We start from the raw sequence: 18,816 nt of genomic DNA, 5'->3' as shown, positions 1-18,816 counted from the left end.
GCCCCGATAGGTTAGGCCAATGAGCGAGGAAGCGGCCACCGTGACGCACATCGACCTCGCACTGGTCGACGAGTGCATCGAACGCTTCTTCGTGGTGTCGTCGGCCCGTGCCCGTCGGTTCGGCCGACCGTCCGAGGAACTGTGGCGCGTGCTCCGTCGCGCGAGCATGGGCGGCAAGCGCTTCCGGCCGCGCATGGTCCTCACCGCGTACAGCGGCCTCGGCGGGACCGACGCCCACGCAGCGGCCAACGTCGCCGCCGCCTACGAGCTGCTCCACACCGCGCTCGTCGTGCACGACGACGTGATCGACCGTGACTGGTCCCGGCGCGGCGAGCCGAACGTGGCCGGGTCGTTCCGCGACACCGGCACCACCGGCGGCCTCGCCCTGCCGACCGCCGAGCACCGCGGGATGAGCGCCGCCGTCATCGCCGGCGACCTCGCGCTCGCCGCCACCACGCGCTTCGTCGAGGCCTCGGGCGTCACCGGGGACCGTCGGACGCGGCTGCTCGAGATCCTGGACGACGCGGTCTTCGCCAGTGCCGCGGGCGAGATGACCGACGTCGACCTGGCGCTCGGCGTGATGCCGTCGGTCGACGAGGTGCTCGCGATGGAGCGGGCGAAGACGAGCGTGTACTCGTTCGAGGCGCCACTGCAGTCCGGGGCGGTCCTGGCAGGCGCGTCGGACCAGGTGGTCGAGGCGCTCGGCGCGTTCGGCCGCGAGATCGGCATCGCGTACCAGATCGTCGACGACCTGCTCGGCGTGTACGGCGACGAGACGGTCACCGGCAAGTCGGTGCTCGGCGACCTCCGCGAGGGCAAGCGCACGATGCTCATCGCCTACGCGGCGACGACCGACTGCTGGGACGACATCGCGCCGTACCTCGGCGACCCGGACCTGACCGAGGAGCGCGCGACCGAACTCCGTGCGACCCTGGAGACCTGCGGCGCCCGGTCGGCGGCCGAGTCCCGGATCGCCGAGCACGCCGCACTGGCCCGTGCCGAGCTGTCGGCGCTGCCGTACGAGCTCGCCGATCGACTGGAGCACCTGGTGTCCGAACTGCTGGAGCGCGTGCGGTGACCCAGACCGCACCACCGCGTCTGCCCCTGTACGACGCGACGGCCGAGGCTGCGTCCGGCGTCGTCATCGAGCGCTACTCGACGTCCTTCGGGCTCGCGAGCCGGCTGCTCACGAAGGACACCCGCGAGCACATCCGGAACGTCTACGCCCTGGTCCGCGTCGCCGACGAGGTCGTGGACGGCCCGGCGACCGAGGCGGGGCTCGACCACGACCTCGCCCGCACCGTGCTCGACGAGCTCGAGGCGGACACCGAACGTGCGATCGCGCTCGGCTTCTCGGTGAACCCGGTCGTGCACGCGTTCGCCCGCACCGCCCGCGTCACCGGGTTCGGCCCCGAGCTGACGAAGCCGTTCTTCGCGTCGATGCGGATGGACCTCGATCGCACCGAGCACGACCAGGAGTCGTTCGACCGCTACGTCTACGGCTCCGCCGAGGTGGTCGGCCTGATGTGCCTGCGCGCGTTCGTGCACCGCGCCGGTCGACCGACGTTCGACGACGCCGTCCTCGTCGACGGCGCGCGGGCCCTCGGTGCGGCGTTCCAGAAGGTCAACTTCCTGCGCGACCTGCACGCCGACTTCGAGGTGCTCGGTCGCTCGTACTTCCCGGGCGTCGACGTCCGAACCTTCGACGAGGCGACGAAGCGCCGCCTGGTCGCCGACGTGCAGGCCGACCTCGACCGCGCCGCGCTGACGGTGCCGCTGCTGCCCGCCGACGCCCGCAAGGCCGTCGGGCTCGCGCACGCGCTGTTCCAGGAGCTCAACGACCGCATCGCCGCCTGCCCGGCGGAGCGGCTCGTCACCACCCGGGTCCGGGTGCCGAACCCGGTGAAGGCGCGGCTCGCCGCGCAGGTGCTCGCCGGACGCGCGCCGCTGCGGTCCCGGGCGACCGCCCACCGGCCGGGAGGCTCCGCATGACCCCGCAACGCGCCTCCCGTCCGACCGCACCCGCCCCGAAGCGCACGGTGCCGGCCCGTCGTGCGGTGATCGTCGGCGGAGGCATCAGCGGACTGGCGTCCGCCGCGCTGCTCGCCCGCGACGGCTACGCCGTCACGGTGCTCGAGCAGCGCGACCAGCTCGGTGGCCGCGCCGGGTCGTGGGAGCAGGACGGATTCCGGTTCGACACAGGGCCGAGCTGGTACCTCATGCCCGAGGTCTTCGACCACTTCTTCCGGCTGCTCGGCACCACCGCCGACGCCGAGATGGACCTGGTGAAGCTCGACCCGGGCTACCGCGTCTACAGCGAGGGCCACGACGAGCCGATCGACCTGCTCGCCGACCGCGAGGCGAACGTCGCGCTGTTCGAGTCGATCGAGCCCGGTGCCGGCGACCGGCTGCGGAAGTACCTCGACTCCGCCGAGGACACCTACGCCATGGCGGTGCGCCGCTTCCTCTACACGACCTTCCAGGACCTGACGAAGCTCGCCGCCCCGGACGTGCTCCGGCGGCTGCCGAAGCTCGCGCGCCTGCTGCTCCAGCCGCTGTCGACCTTCGCGTCGAAGGCCGTGCGGGACCGTCGGCTCTGGCAGGTCCTCGGCTACCCGGCGGTGTTCCTCGGCACGAGCCCGTACGCGGCGCCGAGCATGTACCACCTGATGAGCCACCTCGACCTGGCCGACGGGGTGCTCTACCCGAAGGGCGGTATCACCGAGGTGATCGCCGCCGTCGAGCGCGTCGCCCGCCGCGAGGGCGTCACGATCACCACCGGCGCGCCGGTCGAGCGGATCGTCGTCGAGGACGGGCACGTCACGGGGGTCGTCCACCGCGACGCCGCGGGTTCGTCGCACACCGTCCCCGCCGACCTCGTCGTGAGCGCCGCCGACCTGCACCACACCGAGCTGCAGCTGCTCGACGCCGAGCACCGGACCTTCCCCGAGCCGCACTGGCGGAAGCGCGACCCCGGGCCGAGCGCCGTGCTCGTCTACCTCGGCGTCGAGGGCGAGGTGCCGGGGCTGCTCCACCACACGCTCGTGTTCACCGCCGACTGGCGGGCCAACTTCGGCGCGATCTTCGGGAAGGACCGGCACGTGCCGGACCCCGCGTCGATCTACGTCTGCGCGCCCTCGCTCACCGACGACTCCGTCGCGCCCGAGGGGTCGAGCAACCTGTTCGTCCTCGTGCCGCTGCCCGCCGACCTGTCCATCGGGAAGGGCGGCATCGACGGCGCCGGCGACGCCGAGGTCGAGCGGATCGCCGACCGGGCGATCGCGGTCATCGCGGAGCGCTCGGGCGTGACCGACCTGCGCGACCGCATCCGCGTCCGGCGCACCATCGGCCCGCAGGACTTCGCGGACGACTACAACGCGTGGAGCGGCTCGATGCTCGGGCCGGCGCACACCCTGGCGCAGAGCGCGTTCTTCCGCGAGGCGAACGTGTCCCGCAAGGTGGAGGGGCTCTACTACGCCGGCGCCTCGACCACGCCGGGCATCGGTCTGCCGATGTGCCTGATCAGCGCCGAGGTGCTGCTCAAGCGCATCCACGGCGACACCTCGACCGAGCCGCTCCCGACGCCGCTGCCGGCGACGGCGGCCGCCCCGGTCGCGTAGCCGATGCCGGGCGTCTACCTGATCGGACTCGTGGTGTCGATCGCCGGCATCGCGGTGCTCGACGCCCGGTACCGACTGTTCTTCTGGCGGAGCCCCCTGCGGGCGGCGGCCGTGATGGTCGTCGGGCTCGTCTTCTTCCTCGTGTGGGACGTCGCCGGCGTGCACCTCGGCGTCTTCTTCATCGGCCGGAACGACCTGCTCACCGGGGTGCTGCTCGCCCCCGAGGTACCGCTCGAGGAGGTCTTCTTCCTCGTGCTCCTCTGCTGGACGACGATGGACCTCTTCGGCGCCCTGCGTCCCGTCGTCGCGCGGCGGCTGGAGCGGACCGACGGGCTGGAGCGGACCGACGGGGGGTCCCGCTCGTGACCGGGACGGCGACGTACGCGCTGCTCGCGGTGCCGTTCCTGGCCACCGCCGCACTCGTCGCGGTGGCCGCCGGCGCGGTCGCCGCCCGTCGTCGCGGTGCCGGCGGCCGCCGGGTCGGGATCGTCAGCGCCGTGGTCGCCGGGGCCGTCCTGCTCGTCATGACGGGCGTGTTCAACAACGTGATCGTCGGGCTCGGGATCGTCGCGTACGACCCCGCGCTCGTCTCGGGGGCGCGGATCGGGCTGTTCCCCGTCGAGGACCTCGCGTACTCGATCGGGGCCGCCCTGCTGCTGCCGAGCTGCTGGGTGCTGCTCGAGCGCCCGGTACGGTCGGAGCGCCCGGGCCAGCCCACCCACCGACCGGAGGAGACCCCGTGACCGTGAGCCGTGCCTCCCGACCGTCGACCCTGCGCGCACTCTTCGTGTCGTCGCGGCCGATCAGCTGGGTGAACACCGCCTACCCCTTCGGTGCCGCGTACCTGCTCGGCAGCGGGGTCGGCCTCGACGGTGGTGGCGGGTTCTCGCTCGTCGCGTTCATCGTCGGTGTCGTGTACTTCCTCGTGCCGTACAACCTCGCGATGTACGGCATCAACGACGTCTTCGACTACGAGTCGGACCTGCGGAACCCGCGGAAGGGCGGCGTCGAGGGGGCCCTGCTCGACAAGAGCGTGCACCGCGCCACGCTGTGGGCGGTCGTCGTCACGAACGTGCCGTTCCTCGTCGCGCTCGTCGTGCTCGGCGCGCTGAGCGGCAACGGTCCGTGGTCGTGGGCCGTCCTGGCGATCAGCGTCTTCGCGGTCGTCGCGTACTCGGCGCCGGGCCTGCGGTTCAAGGAGCGGCCGTTCCTCGACTCCCTCACCTCGTCGACGCACTTCGTGTCGCCCGCGGTGTTCGGTCTCACGCTCGCCGGTCCGCACTGGACCGGGCAGCTCGTCGCGGTGTGCGTGGCGTTCTTCCTGTGGGGGGTGGCCTCGCACGCGTTCGGTGCCGTGCAGGACGTGCTCGCCGACCGCGCGGGCGGCATCGGCTCCGTCGCGACCGTCATCGGGGCGCGGGCGACCGTCCGCCTGGCGTTCGTGGCGTACCTCGTCGCGGGGGTCGCGCTGCTGTTCTCGGCGTTCCCGGGGCCGATCGCGGCGGTCGTCGTCGTGCCCTACGCGCTGAACGTGCTGCCGTGGTGGAACGTCACCGACGAGGGGGCGGAGTCGGCGAACGCGGGCTGGAAGCGCTTCCTGTGGATCAACTACGTCGCGGGCGCCGTCGTCACGATGGCGCTCATCGGGTACGCCTTCACGCACTGACGGCCGTCCGCGCCGCGCCTGCGGGCAGCGTCCGAGGCCCCTGACAGACTGGAGGGACGCGCCACGGGAGCCGTGGTGCGCCGGTCACGAAGGAGTGCACGCATGACGGTCCGCATCATCCACGTCGGTCTCGGAGGGTGGGGCGGCAACTGGGCCCGCACCGCCATCCCGCAGGTCACCGAAGTGGAGGTGGTCGGGCTCGTCGACCCGGTCCCCGCGACGCTCGAGGCCGTCCGCACGGACCTCGGGCTGCCCGCGACCGCCGCCTTCGCCTCGCTCACCGAGGCCCTCGCCGGGGTCGAGGCCGACGCCGTCGTCATCACCGCGCCGGCGGTCACGCACGTGCCGCTCGCGCTCGAGGCCCTCGACGCGGGCAAGCACGTGCTCGTCGAGAAGCCCTTCGCGAACTCCACCGACGAAGCCCTGCAGGCCGTCCGCCGTGCCGAGGAGCTCGGCCTCGTGCTGCAGGTCAGCCAGAACTACCGCTGGTACCCGGCGCCCCGGGCGGTCAAGGACCTGCTCGCGGCACGGACGCTCGGCGAGCTCTCCGCCATCAGCATCGACTTCCGGCAGTGGGACAACGACGCCCCGGTGGAGACCTACCCGCACTACCGGTTCCCGCACCCGATGATCAACGACATGGCGATCCACCACTTCGACCTGATCCGGATGGTGACCGGGCTCGAGGCCGTCCGCGTGTACGCCCGCGCCTCGTACCCGGAGCACAGCAAGTACCAGGACGAGGCCGTCACGTCGATGATCATCGAGCTCGAGGACGGCCTCGTCGTGAGCTACCGCGGCAGCTGGCTCTCGCGCGCACCCCGGACCGCGTGGGCGGGGGAGTGGAGCATCCAGGGCGAGGACGGCGAGCTCTGGTTCACGAGCCGTGACGGGTCGCCGAGCGAGATCGCGGGCGACCGGGTGACGCTGCGGGCCGACCAGGACGCCGAGGCGGAGGCCGTCGAACTGCCGACGCTCGAGCACACGGACCGGCAGGGCGGGCTGCAGGCCTTCGCGCGCTCGGTCGAGGGCGGCCCGGCGCCGGAGACGAGCGGGCGCGACAACCTGCGGAGCCTCGCGGTGATGGAGGCGGCGGGGCGCTCGGCCGTGTCCGGCGTCCCCGAGGACGTCGTCCTGCCCGAGTAGCCCGTGCGCGCCGAGCCGAGCCGGGCCGAGCCGGGCCGCTCGGGCGCGCGCTCCCGAGTGCGCCCGGTCGGATCGGGCTTACCTGGTCGGATCGGGCGTACCTGGTCGGACGGTTCCACCAGGTACGCCCGATCGCACTTGCCATCGCGGCCGTCCTGGGAAGGAACGAGCGCGCCGACCTGCGCGCGCACCCGCGGCACGGACGTCCCACCCGACGGACGGGAGGCGCGTGGCGGGCCCGCACCGCGCCTCCCGTCCGGCGGGGGGCACGAGACTCGCGCTGGGCGACAGCCCTCGTGCGTGCGAGCGCGAGGATCGTCGCTGGGTCCGAGACTCGTGCCGTTGCGCGCGCTACGCGGCGCCGGCGGCGCGACGCGCCTGCGCCACCGCCGCACGCACCCCGCGCGAGAACACGGGACCGTGGCCGGGCAGCACGTGCCGGGCCTCGGTGTCCTCGAGGCGGGACAGCGACGCGACCGCGGTGTCCACGTCGGCCGTCGCGGCCGGCGCGACGATCCGCGGACCGATCCCGCCCGTGTACGGGTCGAGCGTGACGAGGGCGTCGCCGGCGATCACTGCGTCGCGGTCGGCGAAGTGCAGCGCGACGTGGCCGTCGGTGTGGCCGGGCGTCTCGATGATCCACGGGTTGCCGGGGACGTCCGCGCGGGACACCATCGGCTCGGTGTCGTCGATCCCGTCGACCGTCGCCGCCCCGGCGAGCAGCATCCGGCCGAGGGGCGCGAGCCCGCCGGGGTGCACCGCGACGAAGCCGAACCGGTTCGTCTGCGGCCGGTACGAGTACGGGTGCGCCGCGAGGTCCCGGTCGCCCGGGTGCACGTACACCGGCGTGCCCCACTCCCGGTGCATGCGGGCGGCGGTCCCGACGTGGTCGAAGTGCCCGTGCGTGAGCAGCAGTGCCTCGACCCGCGCCGGGGCGTAGCCGAGGTCGTGCACGGCGAGGAGCAGGTGCGGCCACGCGGCGGGGAGCCCCGCGTCGACGACGAGCAACCGGTCGCCGGTCTCGACGAGGTAGGTGTTGGTGTGTGCGATCTCGAGGCGGTGGATCCCCTCGGCGACGTCCCGGAACAGCATGACCTGCACCGTAGACCGCGGCCGCTGGAGGCGGGTCCGGCCCCCGCCTGGTAGGCACGATGCATGGCCAAGGACAGCATCCCCGAGCTGGAACTCGCGAACGTGCGCACGCGTGAGCGCCTCACCGACAGCGTCACCGAGATCCGGCGGCGCTCGGACGTGCCCGCGCGCACCCGGCTCGCGGTCGCGAAGGCACGGCAGCGCTGGCACCGCGACCCCACCCCGCTCGTGGCCATGGGGGTCACCGCAGCGGCCGGCATCGCCGCGATCGTCCTCGGCACGCGCATCGGCCGCACCGACGCCGGACACCTCGACCGTCCCGCGGCATCGACGGCGTTCACCGCGCTGCTGCCGTTCGGCCCGCGCGGCGAGCTGGACACCGACCAGACGAAGGACGGCCGCAAGGGTCGCAAGGCCCGCCGGAAGGCCGCCGAGGAGTCCCTCGAGCGCGACCCGGTGCACAAGAACCGGGTCAAGCAGCGCGCGGGCATCGCCGCGGTGCAGCGCCGCGCCACCAAGAACCGCAAGCAGGCCGCGAAGCGGTCCAAGGCGGCGGCGAAGGCCGCGGCGAAGGTGAAGGGCTAGACCATGGCGCGCAAGGACCACGACCTGCAGCAGGACATGCAGCACAAGCCCGCGCCGGACGACCCCCGGAAGCCGGACAGCCCGACGGACCTCACCAAGCCGTCGTTCACGTACACGCTCAAGAAGACGCTCCGCGAGTTCTCGAGCGACCAGTGCACCGACCTCGCCGCGAGCCTGACGTACTACACGGTGCTCGCGCTCTTCCCCGGGCTGCTCGCGGTGGTGTCGATCCTCGGGCTCGTGTCGAACCCGCGGGACACGATCGACAGCCTGCTCGAGATCATCACCAACGTCGGTGGCGGGCAGGTCGCCGACCTGCTCCGCAGCCCGGTCGAGGGCCTCGTCCGCTCGCCCGCCGCCCCGATCACGTTCATCGTCGGTGTGCTCGGTGCCCTCTGGTCGGCCTCCGGCTACGTCGGCGCCTTCGGCCGCGCGATGAACCGCATCTACAACGTGCGCGAGGGCCGGCCGATCTGGAAGCTCCGCCCGACCATGCTCGGCGTCACGGTCTTCACCGTCGTGCTCCTCGTCATCGGCCTGCTCGTGCTCGTCTCCGGACCGCTCGCCCGGACGTTCGGTGACGTCATCGGCCTCGGTGACGCCGCCGCGCTCGTGGTGTCGATCGTGCAGTGGCCGATCCTGCTCGCGGTGATGATCGTGGTGGTCGCGGTCCTGTACTACTGGGCCCCGAACGTCCGCCAGTCGAAGTTCAAGTGGGTCAGCGGCGGTGCCCTGGTCGGCATCGGCATCTGGATCATCGCCAGCGTCGGCTTCGGCTTCTACGTCGGGAACTTCTCGAACTACAACGCCACGTACGGGTCGCTCGGTGGCGTGATCGTCTTCCTGCTCTGGATCTGGATCACGAACAACGCACTGCTCTTCGGCGCCGAGTTCGACGCCGAGCTCGAGCGTGGCCGCCAGCTGCAGGCCGGCATCCGGGCCGAGGAGGACATCCAGCTCCCCGAGCGCGACACCCGCCAGATCGAGAAGCAGGACGAGCAGCACGCCAAGGACGTCCTCGAGGGCATCCGCATCCGCGAGAGCGCGGGACGCTCGAAGGACTGACGCACCCCCGCCACGGCCTGGAGGCGCGGTGCGGGTCCGCCCCGCATCCTTTCGTAGGGTGGGACGCATGACCGACACCGCGCCTCCCGTCACCCGTCCGACCGCACTCGTCACCGGGGCGACCCGGGGGATCGGCCGCGCGATCGCGATCGAGCTCGGGCGTACGCACCACGTGTTGGTCGGTGGCCGGACGGCATCCGCGGTCGATGCTCTGGTGGCCGAGCTGCCGAGCGCGGCACCGTTCGTCGGCGACCTCGGTGCCGGTGACGTCCCCGCGCTGCCGGACCGGCTCGACGTCCTCGTGCACAGTGCCGGCGTCGAGCAGGGCACTCGGATCGCGGACACCCCGCGCGACGTGTGGGAGCAGGTCTTCGCGACGAACGTCTTCGCGGTCGCCGAGCTCACCCGGCTGGCGCTCCCCGCGCTCCGGACGGCGCGCGGCATCGTCGTGCCGGTGAACAGCGGGTCGGGCTTCGTCGCCGGTCCCGGTGGGGGCGTCTACGCGGCGTCGAAGTTCGCCCTCCGCGCGTTCGCCGACGCCCTGCGCGAGGAGGAGCGGACGTCCGGCGTCCGGGTGTCGAGCGTGCACCCGGGCCGGACGGACTCCGACATGCAGCGGGCCCTGACCGAGAAGCTCGGCGAGGACTACGACACCGCCTACTACCTGGCGCCGGAGGACGTGGCGGCAGCCGTCCGCACCGTGGTCGACCTGCCCGAGCGCGGCACGATCGAGTCCCTGGCGATCCGGCCGACCCGGAAGCGCTGACCCGGGCTACACGAGCTCGAGCCGCGCCGTCAGCGACAGGCGGTCGAGGAACACCTCGTCGTGGCTGACCACGACGAGGGCTCCTCGGTACGCCCGGAGCGCGTCGACGAGCTGGTCGACGCTCGTCAGGTCGAGGTCGTTCGTCGGCTCGTCGAGCACCAGGAGCTGCGGGGGCGGGTCCGCGAGCACCAGGGTCGCCAACGCCACCCGGAAGCGCTCGCCGCCCGACACGGTCGCCACCGGGCGGTCCACGGTGTCCCCGCGCACCAGGAGTCGCGCCAGCTGGTTGCGGAGCTCGGCATCGGGGACGTGGCTCGCCGCCCGACGGACGTTCTCGAGCACGGTCGCGCCGTCGTCGAGGGCGTCCCGCCGCTGCGGCAGGTACCCGATCGGGTCGACGTGCGGGGCCGCGGCGGTGTCCGGGAGCGGGTGCTCGCGCGCGCCCGGCAGCCCCACGAGCTGCTCGAGCAACGTCGTCTTGCCGACACCGTTCGCCCCGGTGACCGCGACGCGCTCGGGCCCCTGGACGACGACCGACCGGCCACGCACGGTGACGGTCGCGATGCGCCGTGATGCGGGGACCCGCGGGTCGGGCAGCGTGACGTGCAGCGACTCGTCGTCGCGGAGTCGCAGCTCGGCCTCCTGCACCGCAGACCGTGCCTGCGCCTCTGCCGAGCCGTGTGCCGCACGCAACCGACCGGCGGTCTGCTCGGCCCGCTTGCGCTGCTCGTTCGCCAGGATCTTCGGCATCGAGCGCGCGGCCTCGCGGCCGGCCCGGGCCCGGCGGGCGATCTTCGTCTCCGCCTCGATGCGCTGCCGCTGCTCGGCACGGTGCCGTTGCTCGGCGACCCGGACCTCGCGCTCGACGGCGGCCTGCTGCACGGCGAGGTGCTCCTCGTAGGCGCTGAAAGTCCCGCCGAACACCGTGGCCGATCCCGAACGCAGCTCGACGGTCTCGTCGACGTGCTCGAGCAGCTCGCGGTCATGGCTGACGACGACGAGCGTGCCGTTCCACCCGTCGACCAGGTCGAGCAGCGCGGCGCGGGCCCGTCGGTCGAGGTTGTTCGTGGGCTCGTCGAGCAGCGCGATCGGCCGGCCGCGCAACCGGATGCCGGCGACGGCCGTCAGGACCGCCTGCCCGCCGGACAGCGTCCCGACGGGCCGGTCGAGGTCGGCGCCGCCGAGCCCGGGCACGTGCGCGAGCGCGGCGGCGGCCCGCTCCTCGACGTCCCAGTCGTCGCCGATCGCGTCGAAGTGCTCCGGCGAGGCATCGCCGCCGAGGACCGCCCGGAGCGCGGTCAGGGTCGCTCCGACGCCGAGCAGGTCCGCCACGGTGTCCCCGGGGCGGGCGTGCAGTCGCTGGGGCAGGTGGTCCACCGGACCGGAGGTGCGGATCGAGCCGGACGTGGGGCGGAGCCGTCCCGTGACGAGCCGGACCAGCGTGGACTTGCCGGCCCCGTTCCTCCCGACCAGGCCGGTGCAGCCACGGCCGAAGGCGGTTGTGAGGTGGTCGAGCGCGACGGAGCCGTCGGGCCAGGTGAAGGTGAGGTCGTCGAGGACGACGGACGGTGTTGCGGGCATGGGTGTGCCTCCCGGATCGTGAGCTGGGCGCACGACACCGGACCCGCGGCGACCGGAGGGGTCGGCGCGCGGAGCGCCCGACGGGGCGCGACGATCACGGTGTCAGCGCGAGGACTGCGCGGTACCGGTGATCGACAGCAATGCGGCTCTTCCGTCGGGGACCCCCGTGACCGCCACCCGTGCTGCCGGTCGGTCTCCCGCCCCGGCGGCCCCGCGGTGACGACGAGGTGTCATCCACGGTACGACCGGACCCGGCCGGGGGCAAGAGGTGACAGGCTGGACGCATGCCGGAGAACCTGCTGCCGAACCCGACCGCGAACCCCGCGACCCTGCTGCCCGAGGAGCCGGAGGTGACCGCCGCGCTCGCCGCCGACGCCCCCGTGTCGAGCGTCGTCGTGTCGCACCCGTCCTCGAGCCTGGCGTGGGCACTGCTCGCCGACGAGGCCTGGGAACGCGGCGCCACCCTCGAGTCGTACGCCTACGCCCGCGTCGGGTACCACCGCGGCCTCGACGCGCTGCGGAAGGCCGGCTGGCGCGGAGCCGGTCCGGTGCCGTGGTCGCACGAGCCCAACCGCGGGGTGCTCCGGGCGCTGTTCGCCCTGCGCCGCGCGGCCGAGGCGATCGACGAGCCGGGCGAGCCCGAGCGGCTGACGGACTTCCTCGACGCGTCGGACCCCGAGGCGCTGCGCGCCCTCACCGCGGGGGAGTAGCGCGGGGCGGGGCGCCCGCTGCACCGTGCCCCACGCACCCCGAACAACCGGAGGCACCTCGCGCCACGGAAGTCCGTGGCGCGAGGTGCCTCCGGTCGTGCGCGAGCGAGCCGCGCCACGAGCACCCCGCCGCGCGCCCGCCCCGCCCTACCCGAGCACCACGCTCCACGAGAACGCCTGCGGCCACAGCTGGTGCTCGGGCAGCACGTCGAGCCCGCACGCCCGCGACCCGAGCCCGTGCTGCGCCGCGTCGAGGTACAGGTACGTGTGGTCCGGCGTCGGCAGCTCGTACGGGTGCATCGCCCGCCCGACCTGCTGCGCGGTCCAGGGCGTGAGCGTGAACCCCGCCCGGTGCGCCCCGACGGTCGACACCGTGAACGGGCCCACCGACAGCGCACGCAGCCCGGGGCGGTGCCCGGTCTCCTGCGGCATCGAGTAGTCGACGGTCAGCGCACGCACCGGTTCCGAGAAGCGCCCCACGCGTGCGGCCCGCGACGAGTCCGCGTACGACTCCGCCGGCCCGGTGCCGAACCACGAGGCCTCGCCGTCGAGCAACGACGCCGGCAGGTCGAACCGCACGCCGACCCGCGGCCACGTGACGTCCCAGGCGCCGAAGGGCACCGCGTCGGTCTGCAGGAGCAGTCCGTCGTCCGTGAGCGTCCAGCGGTGCGTCACGTCGACGCCCCACCCGCTGTTGGCCGCAGCGACCCGGACCCGCTGGACCAGTCCGGACGAGCTCCGGTCCACCGACACGAGCCGGTGCGTCAGCCGGTCGAGCCCCCGCTCCCGCCACCGCACGGCCGACGCCGGTGCGTCCGGATCACCGACGCCGCCGGTGAGCACGGGGTCGGCGGTCTCGTAGCCGCCCTGCGAGGCGAGGCTGTCGTTGTCCGTCGGTGCACGCCACAGCTCCAGGCGCGGCCCGGCCACCTCGTGCCCCTTCCAGGACACCAGGTCACCCCGGGCGCTGAAGGTCCCGTCCCCGAGCACGTCACCGTCCCAGCCCTGCCGGGAGGCGCGGGGCACGTCCGCAGCGCGCGACGCCACGAGCCGCTGGCTGCGTGCCACGACGTGGCCGGTGTCCGCCCACGCGGTCGGCCCCGCCAGTTCCACCGTCACCTCGAACCACAGCTCGTCCGCGGGTGCGAGCTCGGCCGTCGCGGCGGCGAGCACCTCGTCCGGCACCGGCACCGTCGCCGACTGCCGGGCGGCGACCACGCCGGGGGCGAAGCGGCCGGACGACTCGACGACGCCGTTCCGCGAGAGGGTCCAGCAGAACCGCAGCCCCGCGGTGGAGGCGGAGTGGTACCGGTTCTCCACGAGCACGGTGCGGTCGCCGAGCGCGACCCGGACCGGGGCGACGACGGCCGCGAACTCCGCCAGGCCCGGGGTCGGGGTGTCGTCGGGCAGCACGAGGCCGTCCATCACGAAGTTGCCGTCGTGCACGACCTCGCCGAAGTCACCGCCGTACGCGAAGTAGTCCTGGCCGTCGGCGGTCCGTGCGAGCAGACCGTGGTCCCGCCACTCCCACACGAAGCCGCCGTGCAGCCGCGGGTACCGGTCGACCAGGGCCTCGTACTCGGCGATCTGCCCGGGGCCGTTGCCCATCGCGTGCACGTACTCACAGTGCAGGAACGGCTTCGAGCGCTGCCGTGCGGCCTCGGCCGGACCGCACCCGAGCAGCGGGGTCTCGGGACCGCCGCCGATCGACTCGGTCTCCTGCAGCGTCGGGTACATCCGCGAGTAGACGTCCGTGTAGGCGCCGGTGTAGTCGCCCTCGTAGTGCACGGGGCGCTCGTCGTCGCGGTCGTGCACCCACTGCGACATCGCCGCGAGGTTCCGCCCGGTGCCGGACTCGTTGCCGAGCGACCACATGACGATCGACGCGTGGTTCTTGTCGCGCTCGACGGTGCGGGCGATCCGGTCGAGGTACGCGTCCCGCCAGGCCGGGTCGTCAGAGGGGTTCCCGACCCAGTCGGTGAAGAGGAACCCGTGGGTCTCGAGGTCGCACTCCAGCACCACCCAGAACCCCAGCTCGTCGGCCAGGTCGAGCACGCGCGGGTGCGGCGGGTAGTGCGAGGTGCGGATCGCGTTGACGTTGTTCCGCTTCATGAGCACCATGTCCGCGCGGGCGTGCTCCTCGTCGAAGACCCGGCCGCGCACGGGGTGGGTCTCGTGCCGGTTGACGCCGTGGAAGACCACGCGCTCGCCGTTCACGAGGAACCGGTCGCCCTCGATCGCCACGGTGCGGAAGCCGAGCCGCAGCGACACGGTCTCGCCGCCGTCGCGACCGCCGGCGTCCGTGCCGGTGGCGACGGTGGCGTCGTACAGCCTCGGGACCTCGGCACTCCACGGTTCGACGCCCTCGACGGTGATCGGCGCGACGTCGTCGGCCGACCGCCAGGTCACGTCGACGCCCAGGTCCGGCACGGCGAACCGCACCGGGAACGCGGCGTCGAGCGTCGGGAACGTGATGGTCCCCGTGCCGGTGCCCGGTCGTCCCGAGGCGGCGGTGCCGGCGGTCGCGGCGTCACCGAGGGTCGCGGTCCAGCCGGCGCGCACGAAGACGTCGTCGATCGGTGCCGTCGGGCGGGCGAGCAGGGTGACGTCGCGGAAGATGCCGGGCAGCCACCACTGGTCCTGGTCCTCGAGGTACGAGGCGGCGCTCCACTGGTGCACGCGGACGAGCAGCTCGTTCGTGCCGGGCACGAGCAGCGGGGTGACGTCGAACTCGGTGGCGAGCCGGGACCCGGTCGACCACCCCACCTCGGTGCCGTTCAGCCACACGCGGAAGTGCGACTCCACGCCGTCGAAGCGCAGCAGCACCCGGGCGGCACCGTCGAACGACGCGGGCAGCGAGAACGCGCGCCGGTGGTCACCGGTCGGGTTCTCCTCCGGCGGGTGCGGCGGGTCGATCGGGAACGGGTACTGCAGGTTCGTGTAGCTCGGCGCGCCGTGCCCGTGCAGGACCCAGTGCGACGGCACCGGGATGCTGCCCCACGTGTCGTCGGCCCCGGGCAGCGGCACGTCGGCGACCGGCGACCACCGGAAGTCCCAGTCGCCGTTCAGCGACGCGCTCGGGGCGTCCGTGTGCAGCGAGGCCCGCGGGGCGAGCCGCGAACCGGAGCCGGGGGTGGTGGAGGCGAGTGCAGCGATGGTCAACCCTTGACCGATCCTTCCGTGAGGCCCCCGCGCCAGAAGCGCTGCAGGACGATGATCGCGATCACCAGCGGGATGACCGAGACGAGCACCCCGCCGGTGGTGAGCTGGTAGAACTCTGGCAGACGATCGACCTGTGCTCGCCAGTTGTTGAGGCCGAGCGTGATCGGGTACAGCTTCTGGTCGGCCAGCATGATGAGCGGCAGGAAGAAGTTGTTCCAGATGCCGACGACCTGGAACAGGAACACCGTCACCAGGGCCGGGGTCAGCTGCCGGAGCACGATGGTGTGGAAGATCCGCAGCTCGCCGGCGCCGTCGATGCGCGCCTGCTCGAGGAGCGCCGTGTCGACCGAGGCGGCGGCGTACACCCGGCAGAGGAACAGCCCGAACGGGGAGACGAGGCTCGGGATGAGCACGCTCCAGTACGTGTCGGTCAGGCCCATCGTCGAGAACAGCAGGAACAGCGGCAGCGCCGTCGCGGTCCCCGGCACGAGCACGCCGCCGAGGATCGTCCCGAACACGAGCTGGCGCCCCCGGAACTCGTACTTCGCGAGCGCGTAGCCGCCGGCCGCCGCGAAGTAGGTCGCGAGGACCGCACCGACGCCCGAGTACAGGACGCTGTTGGCGATCCACCGGACGAAGATGCCGCCGTCGTACGAGAAGACCTGCTGGATGTTGCTGAACAGGGCGAACTCGCCGCCGAACCAGAACCCGTTCGTGCTGAACAGTGCGCCGGTGGTCTTCGTCGCCGCGATGACGACCCAGTAGAGCGGCACGAGGAAGTAGACCGCGACGACGACGAGGATCGCCGTCACGACGATCTGCGAGCGGGGTGAGCGGTCGAGCTTTCGACGCTGGTGCGCCGTGATCGACGTGGTGTCGACGGGCTCGGCGGCCCGCTTGGTCACCGGCGCCTCGATGGCTTCACTGGTCATCGGTCCGTTCCTTCCGTCGTCGCGACGCGACCGGACTGGAGGCCCTGGTCGGCCTGGGTGGTGACCACCGGTCGGGCGGATGCGCGCCCCTGGAGCGCGCGCCGCGCCTCCAGGCCGTCGCGCTTCGCCCGCTTGCGGCGGTCTCGCTCGTCCTTCGGCGGACGGTTCGTCAGCGCGAGGAACACGAACGACAGGACGAACGCGGCCAGCGCGATGATCACGGCCTGCGCGCTCGCGACCCCGTACTCGTTGAACGCGAAGGCGTTCGTGTACGCGGCGTAGTTCGGCGTGTACTCGGTGTCGATCGCGGGCGCGACCGTCGACAGGATCTGCGGCTCGGCGAAGAGCTGCAGCGTGCCGATGATCGAGAAGACCGTCGTGAGCACCAGGGCCGGCGCGATGAGCGGGATCTGGATGCGCCACGCGACCTGGAAGGGGCCGGCGCCGTCCATCTTCGCGGCCTCGTAGACCTCGCCGGGGATCGACTTCAGCTGCGCCACGATGATGAGCATGTTGTAGCCCGTGTAGGTCCACGTGACGATGTTCGCGATCGACCACAGCACGCTGTTCGCGCCGAGGAAGTCCGGCTGCAACCCCATCGACTGCAGCAGCGCCACGATCGGCGACAGCCCGGGCACGTAGAGGAACGACCAGAGGATCGTCGCGATGACGCCCGGGACGCCGTACGGCATGAAGTAGACCGCTCGGAAGAACGCGGGCCACCGGGCGCTGGCGGACTCGAGGAGCAGCGCGAGAATCGTGCACGCGATGATCATGACCGGCACCTGCACGATGCCGAACAGCAGCATCCGGCCGATCGACGCGACGAAGCCGGAGTCCTGCAGGGCGATCGCGTAGTTGTCGAAGCCGGCGAACCGCCCGGTGACGCCGTCCTCGCCGAACAGGCCCTCGCGGTCGACGGTGGTGAAGCTCTGGAACAGCGCGCTGATGATCGGGATGACGAAGGTCAGCACGAACAGTGCGAGGAACGGGGCGAGCAGGATCCACGGCGCGCGCTTCTGGGCGCTCGTGGCCTTGGTCGACGTGCGGAAGCCGGTCGTGCGGTCGCGGGTCGTGGTGCTCATCGTGCCGTCCTCACGCTCAGGCCCTTGTCCTTGAAGGACTGGACGATCTCCCGCTGCGCCAGCTCGACGGCGTCGGTGAGCTTCAGCCCGCCGGTGAGCTTGCGGCGGAACTGGTTCTGCAGGCTCGTGAAGGCCGACTGCGTCACGGGCGACCACGACCAGTCGAGGTTCTGCTCCTGCGCCGACGGCACGAAGACGTCCTCGTTGTAGTTCTGCCCGGAGAACCACGCCGACGGCTCCTGGCGGGCCGCGCCGATGTAGTCGGCGGCGGGTGACCAGCCGATGCCGCAGTACTTGATCATCGCGTCGACGCCCTCCTTCGAGGTGGTCATCCACGTGATGAACTCGAGCGCCTCACGTGGGTGCTTCGCGTTGGCCAGGACCGCGGCCGTCGAGCCGCCGATCGAGCTCGAGCCGTAGCCCGTGTCGCCCCAGGTCTGCATCGGCGCGACCTTCCACTTGCCCTCGCCGCCCTGCACCGACTGGATGAGGGCGTCACCCCAGCTCGCGCTCGTGACGGCGGCGATCTTCCCGCTCGCGGCGGCGGCGTACCAGCCCGGGGTGTACGCCCCGGCGCTGGTGTCGACGAGCTTCGCGTCGATGACGCCGTCGAAGAACTCGGCGACCATCATCGTCTTGTCGTCGGTCATGTCCACGACCCACTCGTCGCCGTCGGTGCGGAACCACCGGGCGCCTGCCTGCTGCACGTAGGCGGCGAACGGCGAGGCGTCGGCGACCGGGAAGACCTCGAGGTAGTTGCCGTTGCCGGTGCTCCGGACCTTGTCCGCCAGGTCGCGCCACTCGTCCCAGGTCGTCGGGGGTTCGCCGCCGGCCTGCTCGAGGATCGCGGTCTGGTAGTAGAAGCCCATCGGGCCGGTGTCCTGCGGGATGCCGTACACGCCGTCGACGAACTGCACCTGCGACCACGCGGCCTCGTCGTACTTCGACTGCACGTCCTTCGCCCCGTAGCGCGCGAGGTCGACGAGCCCGTTCGCGAGCATGAACTCCGGGATCTGCCGGAACTCGACCTGGCCGATGTCCGGGCCACCCCCGGCCGCCAGCGCCGAGTACATCTTCTGGTACCCGCCGGCGTTGCCACCGGGGATCCAGTTCGCGGTGACCTGGATGCGGGGGTTCTTCGCGTTCCACACGTCGCAGACCTTCTGCAGGTCCTTGAGCCACGCCCAGTACGTGATCTGGACGGTCCCGCTGCCGGCGGCGGCCGGCACCAGGGGTGCCTTGTTCACGTTGGTGGAACCCGGGACGGCGCACCCGGCGAGCAACCCCGCCGCGGCCGTGCCGAGCCCGAGGCCCAGCAGGTTCCTTCTCGTCATCACACGTCGGGATGGTGTCGGCGTCATTGCCTGCGCTCCGGTTCGTCGTCGGATCGGGTTCCCTGCCAGTAG

General features: G+C 72.5%; 16 protein-coding genes and 1 pseudogene. 11 read left to right on the top strand and 6 right to left on the bottom strand.

The window, feature by feature from the left end:
* Positions 1–19 precede the first annotated feature (19 nt).
* The 7 genes from H7A69_RS07130 to H7A69_RS07100 all read left to right on the top strand — a co-directional run bounded on the left by H7A69_RS07130 (position 20) and on the right by H7A69_RS07100 (position 6,432).
* Complete coding sequence (locus H7A69_RS07130; protein ID WP_182046423.1) at positions 20–1,078, top strand: polyprenyl synthetase family protein; 1,059 nt, start codon at positions 20–22, stop codon at positions 1,076–1,078.
* A complete protein-coding gene (locus tag H7A69_RS07125; protein ID WP_182046422.1) occupies positions 1,075–1,992 on the top strand; it encodes a phytoene/squalene synthase family protein in 918 nt (305 codons plus the stop codon). Before H7A69_RS07130 ends, H7A69_RS07125 begins: the two co-directional genes overlap by 4 nt.
* Positions 1,989–3,620: a phytoene desaturase family protein gene (gene crtI / locus H7A69_RS07120; RefSeq protein ID WP_182046421.1), complete on the top strand. Its 1,632-nt coding sequence runs from the start codon at positions 1,989–1,991 to the stop codon at positions 3,618–3,620. Before H7A69_RS07125 ends, crtI begins: the two co-directional genes overlap by 4 nt.
* A gap of 3 nt (positions 3,621–3,623) precedes the next feature.
* On the top strand, positions 3,624–3,986 hold the full coding sequence (locus tag H7A69_RS07115) for a lycopene cyclase domain-containing protein (RefSeq protein ID WP_182046420.1): 363 nt from the start codon (positions 3,624–3,626) through the stop codon (positions 3,984–3,986).
* Positions 3,983–4,363 carry a lycopene cyclase domain-containing protein gene (locus tag H7A69_RS07110; RefSeq protein WP_182046419.1) on the top strand — a complete coding sequence of 127 codons (381 nt, stop codon included), beginning with the start codon at positions 3,983–3,985 and terminating at the stop codon, positions 4,361–4,363. Before H7A69_RS07115 ends, H7A69_RS07110 begins: the two co-directional genes overlap by 4 nt.
* Positions 4,360–5,286 (top strand): prenyltransferase, encoded by a 927-nt coding sequence (locus tag H7A69_RS07105; protein WP_182046418.1) that lies wholly within the window; start codon positions 4,360–4,362, stop codon positions 5,284–5,286. Before H7A69_RS07110 ends, H7A69_RS07105 begins: the two co-directional genes overlap by 4 nt.
* A 102-nt stretch (positions 5,287–5,388) precedes the next feature.
* The gene (locus H7A69_RS07100) at positions 5,389–6,432 is read left to right on the top strand and encodes a Gfo/Idh/MocA family protein (protein ID WP_182046417.1); all 1,044 of its coding nucleotides are present in this window, start codon (positions 5,389–5,391) and stop codon (positions 6,430–6,432) included.
* 351 nt (positions 6,433–6,783) lie between these two features.
* Here the strand turns inward: H7A69_RS07100 and H7A69_RS07095 are convergent, their stop codons facing one another.
* The gene (locus H7A69_RS07095) at positions 6,784–7,524 is read right to left on the bottom strand and encodes an MBL fold metallo-hydrolase (RefSeq protein WP_182046416.1); all 741 of its coding nucleotides are present in this window, start codon (positions 7,522–7,524) and stop codon (positions 6,784–6,786) included.
* 63 nt (positions 7,525–7,587) lie between these two features.
* On the opposite strand from H7A69_RS07095, the gene H7A69_RS07090 reads away from it, so the two are divergent.
* The 3 genes from H7A69_RS07090 to H7A69_RS07080 all read left to right on the top strand — a co-directional run bounded on the left by H7A69_RS07090 (position 7,588) and on the right by H7A69_RS07080 (position 9,940).
* Complete coding sequence (locus H7A69_RS07090; protein ID WP_182046415.1) at positions 7,588–8,109, top strand: hypothetical protein; 522 nt, start codon at positions 7,588–7,590, stop codon at positions 8,107–8,109.
* A 3-nt stretch (positions 8,110–8,112) separates the two neighbouring features.
* On the top strand, positions 8,113–9,174 hold the full coding sequence (locus H7A69_RS07085; protein WP_259346123.1) for a YihY/virulence factor BrkB family protein: 1,062 nt from the start codon (positions 8,113–8,115) through the stop codon (positions 9,172–9,174).
* 67 nt (positions 9,175–9,241) lie between these two features.
* Positions 9,242–9,940 (top strand): SDR family oxidoreductase, encoded by a 699-nt coding sequence (locus H7A69_RS07080; RefSeq protein WP_182046414.1) that lies wholly within the window; start codon positions 9,242–9,244, stop codon positions 9,938–9,940.
* 6 nt (positions 9,941–9,946) lie between these two features.
* On the opposite strand, the gene H7A69_RS07075 is transcribed toward H7A69_RS07080, so the two are convergent.
* Positions 9,947–11,521 carry an ABC-F family ATP-binding cassette domain-containing protein gene (locus H7A69_RS07075; protein WP_182046413.1) on the bottom strand — a complete coding sequence of 525 codons (1,575 nt, stop codon included), beginning with the start codon at positions 11,519–11,521 and terminating at the stop codon, positions 9,947–9,949.
* Positions 11,522–11,805: 284 nt separating this feature from the next.
* Here H7A69_RS07075 and H7A69_RS07070 point away from each other — a divergent pair, with 284 nt between their 5' ends.
* Positions 11,806–12,231, top strand: a complete 426-nt coding sequence (locus H7A69_RS07070) for a DUF3151 domain-containing protein (protein ID WP_182046412.1) — start codon at positions 11,806–11,808, stop codon at positions 12,229–12,231.
* Positions 12,232–12,378: 147 nt separating this feature from the next.
* On the opposite strand, the gene H7A69_RS07065 is transcribed toward H7A69_RS07070, so the two are convergent.
* From H7A69_RS07065 to H7A69_RS07050, 4 genes and pseudogenes are all read right to left on the bottom strand, one after another.
* Positions 12,379–15,393, bottom strand: a complete 3,015-nt coding sequence (locus H7A69_RS07065) for a glycoside hydrolase family 2 TIM barrel-domain containing protein (protein ID WP_182046411.1) — start codon at positions 15,391–15,393, stop codon at positions 12,379–12,381.
* Positions 15,390–16,298 carry a carbohydrate ABC transporter permease gene (locus H7A69_RS07060; RefSeq protein ID WP_182046450.1) on the bottom strand — a complete coding sequence of 303 codons (909 nt, stop codon included), beginning with the start codon at positions 16,296–16,298 and terminating at the stop codon, positions 15,390–15,392. Before H7A69_RS07060 ends, H7A69_RS07065 begins: the two co-directional genes overlap by 4 nt.
* A 188-nt stretch (positions 16,299–16,486) precedes the next feature.
* A pseudogene (locus H7A69_RS07055) lies at positions 16,487–17,410 on the bottom strand (carbohydrate ABC transporter permease); the annotation flags it as partial.
* The gene (locus tag H7A69_RS07050) at positions 17,407–18,744 is read right to left on the bottom strand and encodes an ABC transporter substrate-binding protein (RefSeq protein WP_182046409.1); all 1,338 of its coding nucleotides are present in this window, start codon (positions 18,742–18,744) and stop codon (positions 17,407–17,409) included. The pseudogene H7A69_RS07055 and the gene H7A69_RS07050, both read right to left, overlap by 4 nt.
* Positions 18,745–18,816: the final 72 nt, after the last annotated feature.

Source organism: Curtobacterium sp. ME26 (assembly GCF_903970945.1).
In the GTDB taxonomy this organism is placed as follows: domain Bacteria; phylum Actinomycetota; class Actinomycetes; order Actinomycetales; family Microbacteriaceae; genus Curtobacterium; species Curtobacterium citri.
This window is presented reverse-complemented; position numbering and strand designations above follow the sequence as displayed.

Bases quoted from the DNA above. Each gene is read 5' to 3' on its own strand.
- H7A69_RS07130 (WP_182046423.1), top strand. From the start codon at position 20: ATGAGCGAGGAAGCGGCCACCGTGACGCACATCGACCTCGCACTGGTC.
- crtI (WP_182046421.1), top strand. From the start codon at position 1,989: ATGACCCCGCAACGCGCCTCCCGTCCGACCGCACCCGCCCCGAAGCGC.
- H7A69_RS07115 (WP_182046420.1), top strand. From the start codon at position 3,624: ATGCCGGGCGTCTACCTGATCGGACTCGTGGTGTCGATCGCCGGCATC.
- H7A69_RS07100 (WP_182046417.1), top strand. From the start codon at position 5,389: ATGACGGTCCGCATCATCCACGTCGGTCTCGGAGGGTGGGGCGGCAAC.
- H7A69_RS07095 (WP_182046416.1), bottom strand. From the start codon at position 7,524: ATGCTGTTCCGGGACGTCGCCGAGGGGATCCACCGCCTCGAGATCGCA.
- H7A69_RS07090 (WP_182046415.1), top strand. From the start codon at position 7,588: ATGGCCAAGGACAGCATCCCCGAGCTGGAACTCGCGAACGTGCGCACG.
- H7A69_RS07085 (WP_259346123.1), top strand. From the start codon at position 8,113: ATGGCGCGCAAGGACCACGACCTGCAGCAGGACATGCAGCACAAGCCC.
- H7A69_RS07080 (WP_182046414.1), top strand. From the start codon at position 9,242: ATGACCGACACCGCGCCTCCCGTCACCCGTCCGACCGCACTCGTCACC.
- H7A69_RS07075 (WP_182046413.1), bottom strand. From the start codon at position 11,521: ATGCCCGCAACACCGTCCGTCGTCCTCGACGACCTCACCTTCACCTGG.
- H7A69_RS07070 (WP_182046412.1), top strand. From the start codon at position 11,806: ATGCCGGAGAACCTGCTGCCGAACCCGACCGCGAACCCCGCGACCCTG.
- H7A69_RS07050 (WP_182046409.1), bottom strand. From the start codon at position 18,744: ATGACGAGAAGGAACCTGCTGGGCCTCGGGCTCGGCACGGCCGCGGCG.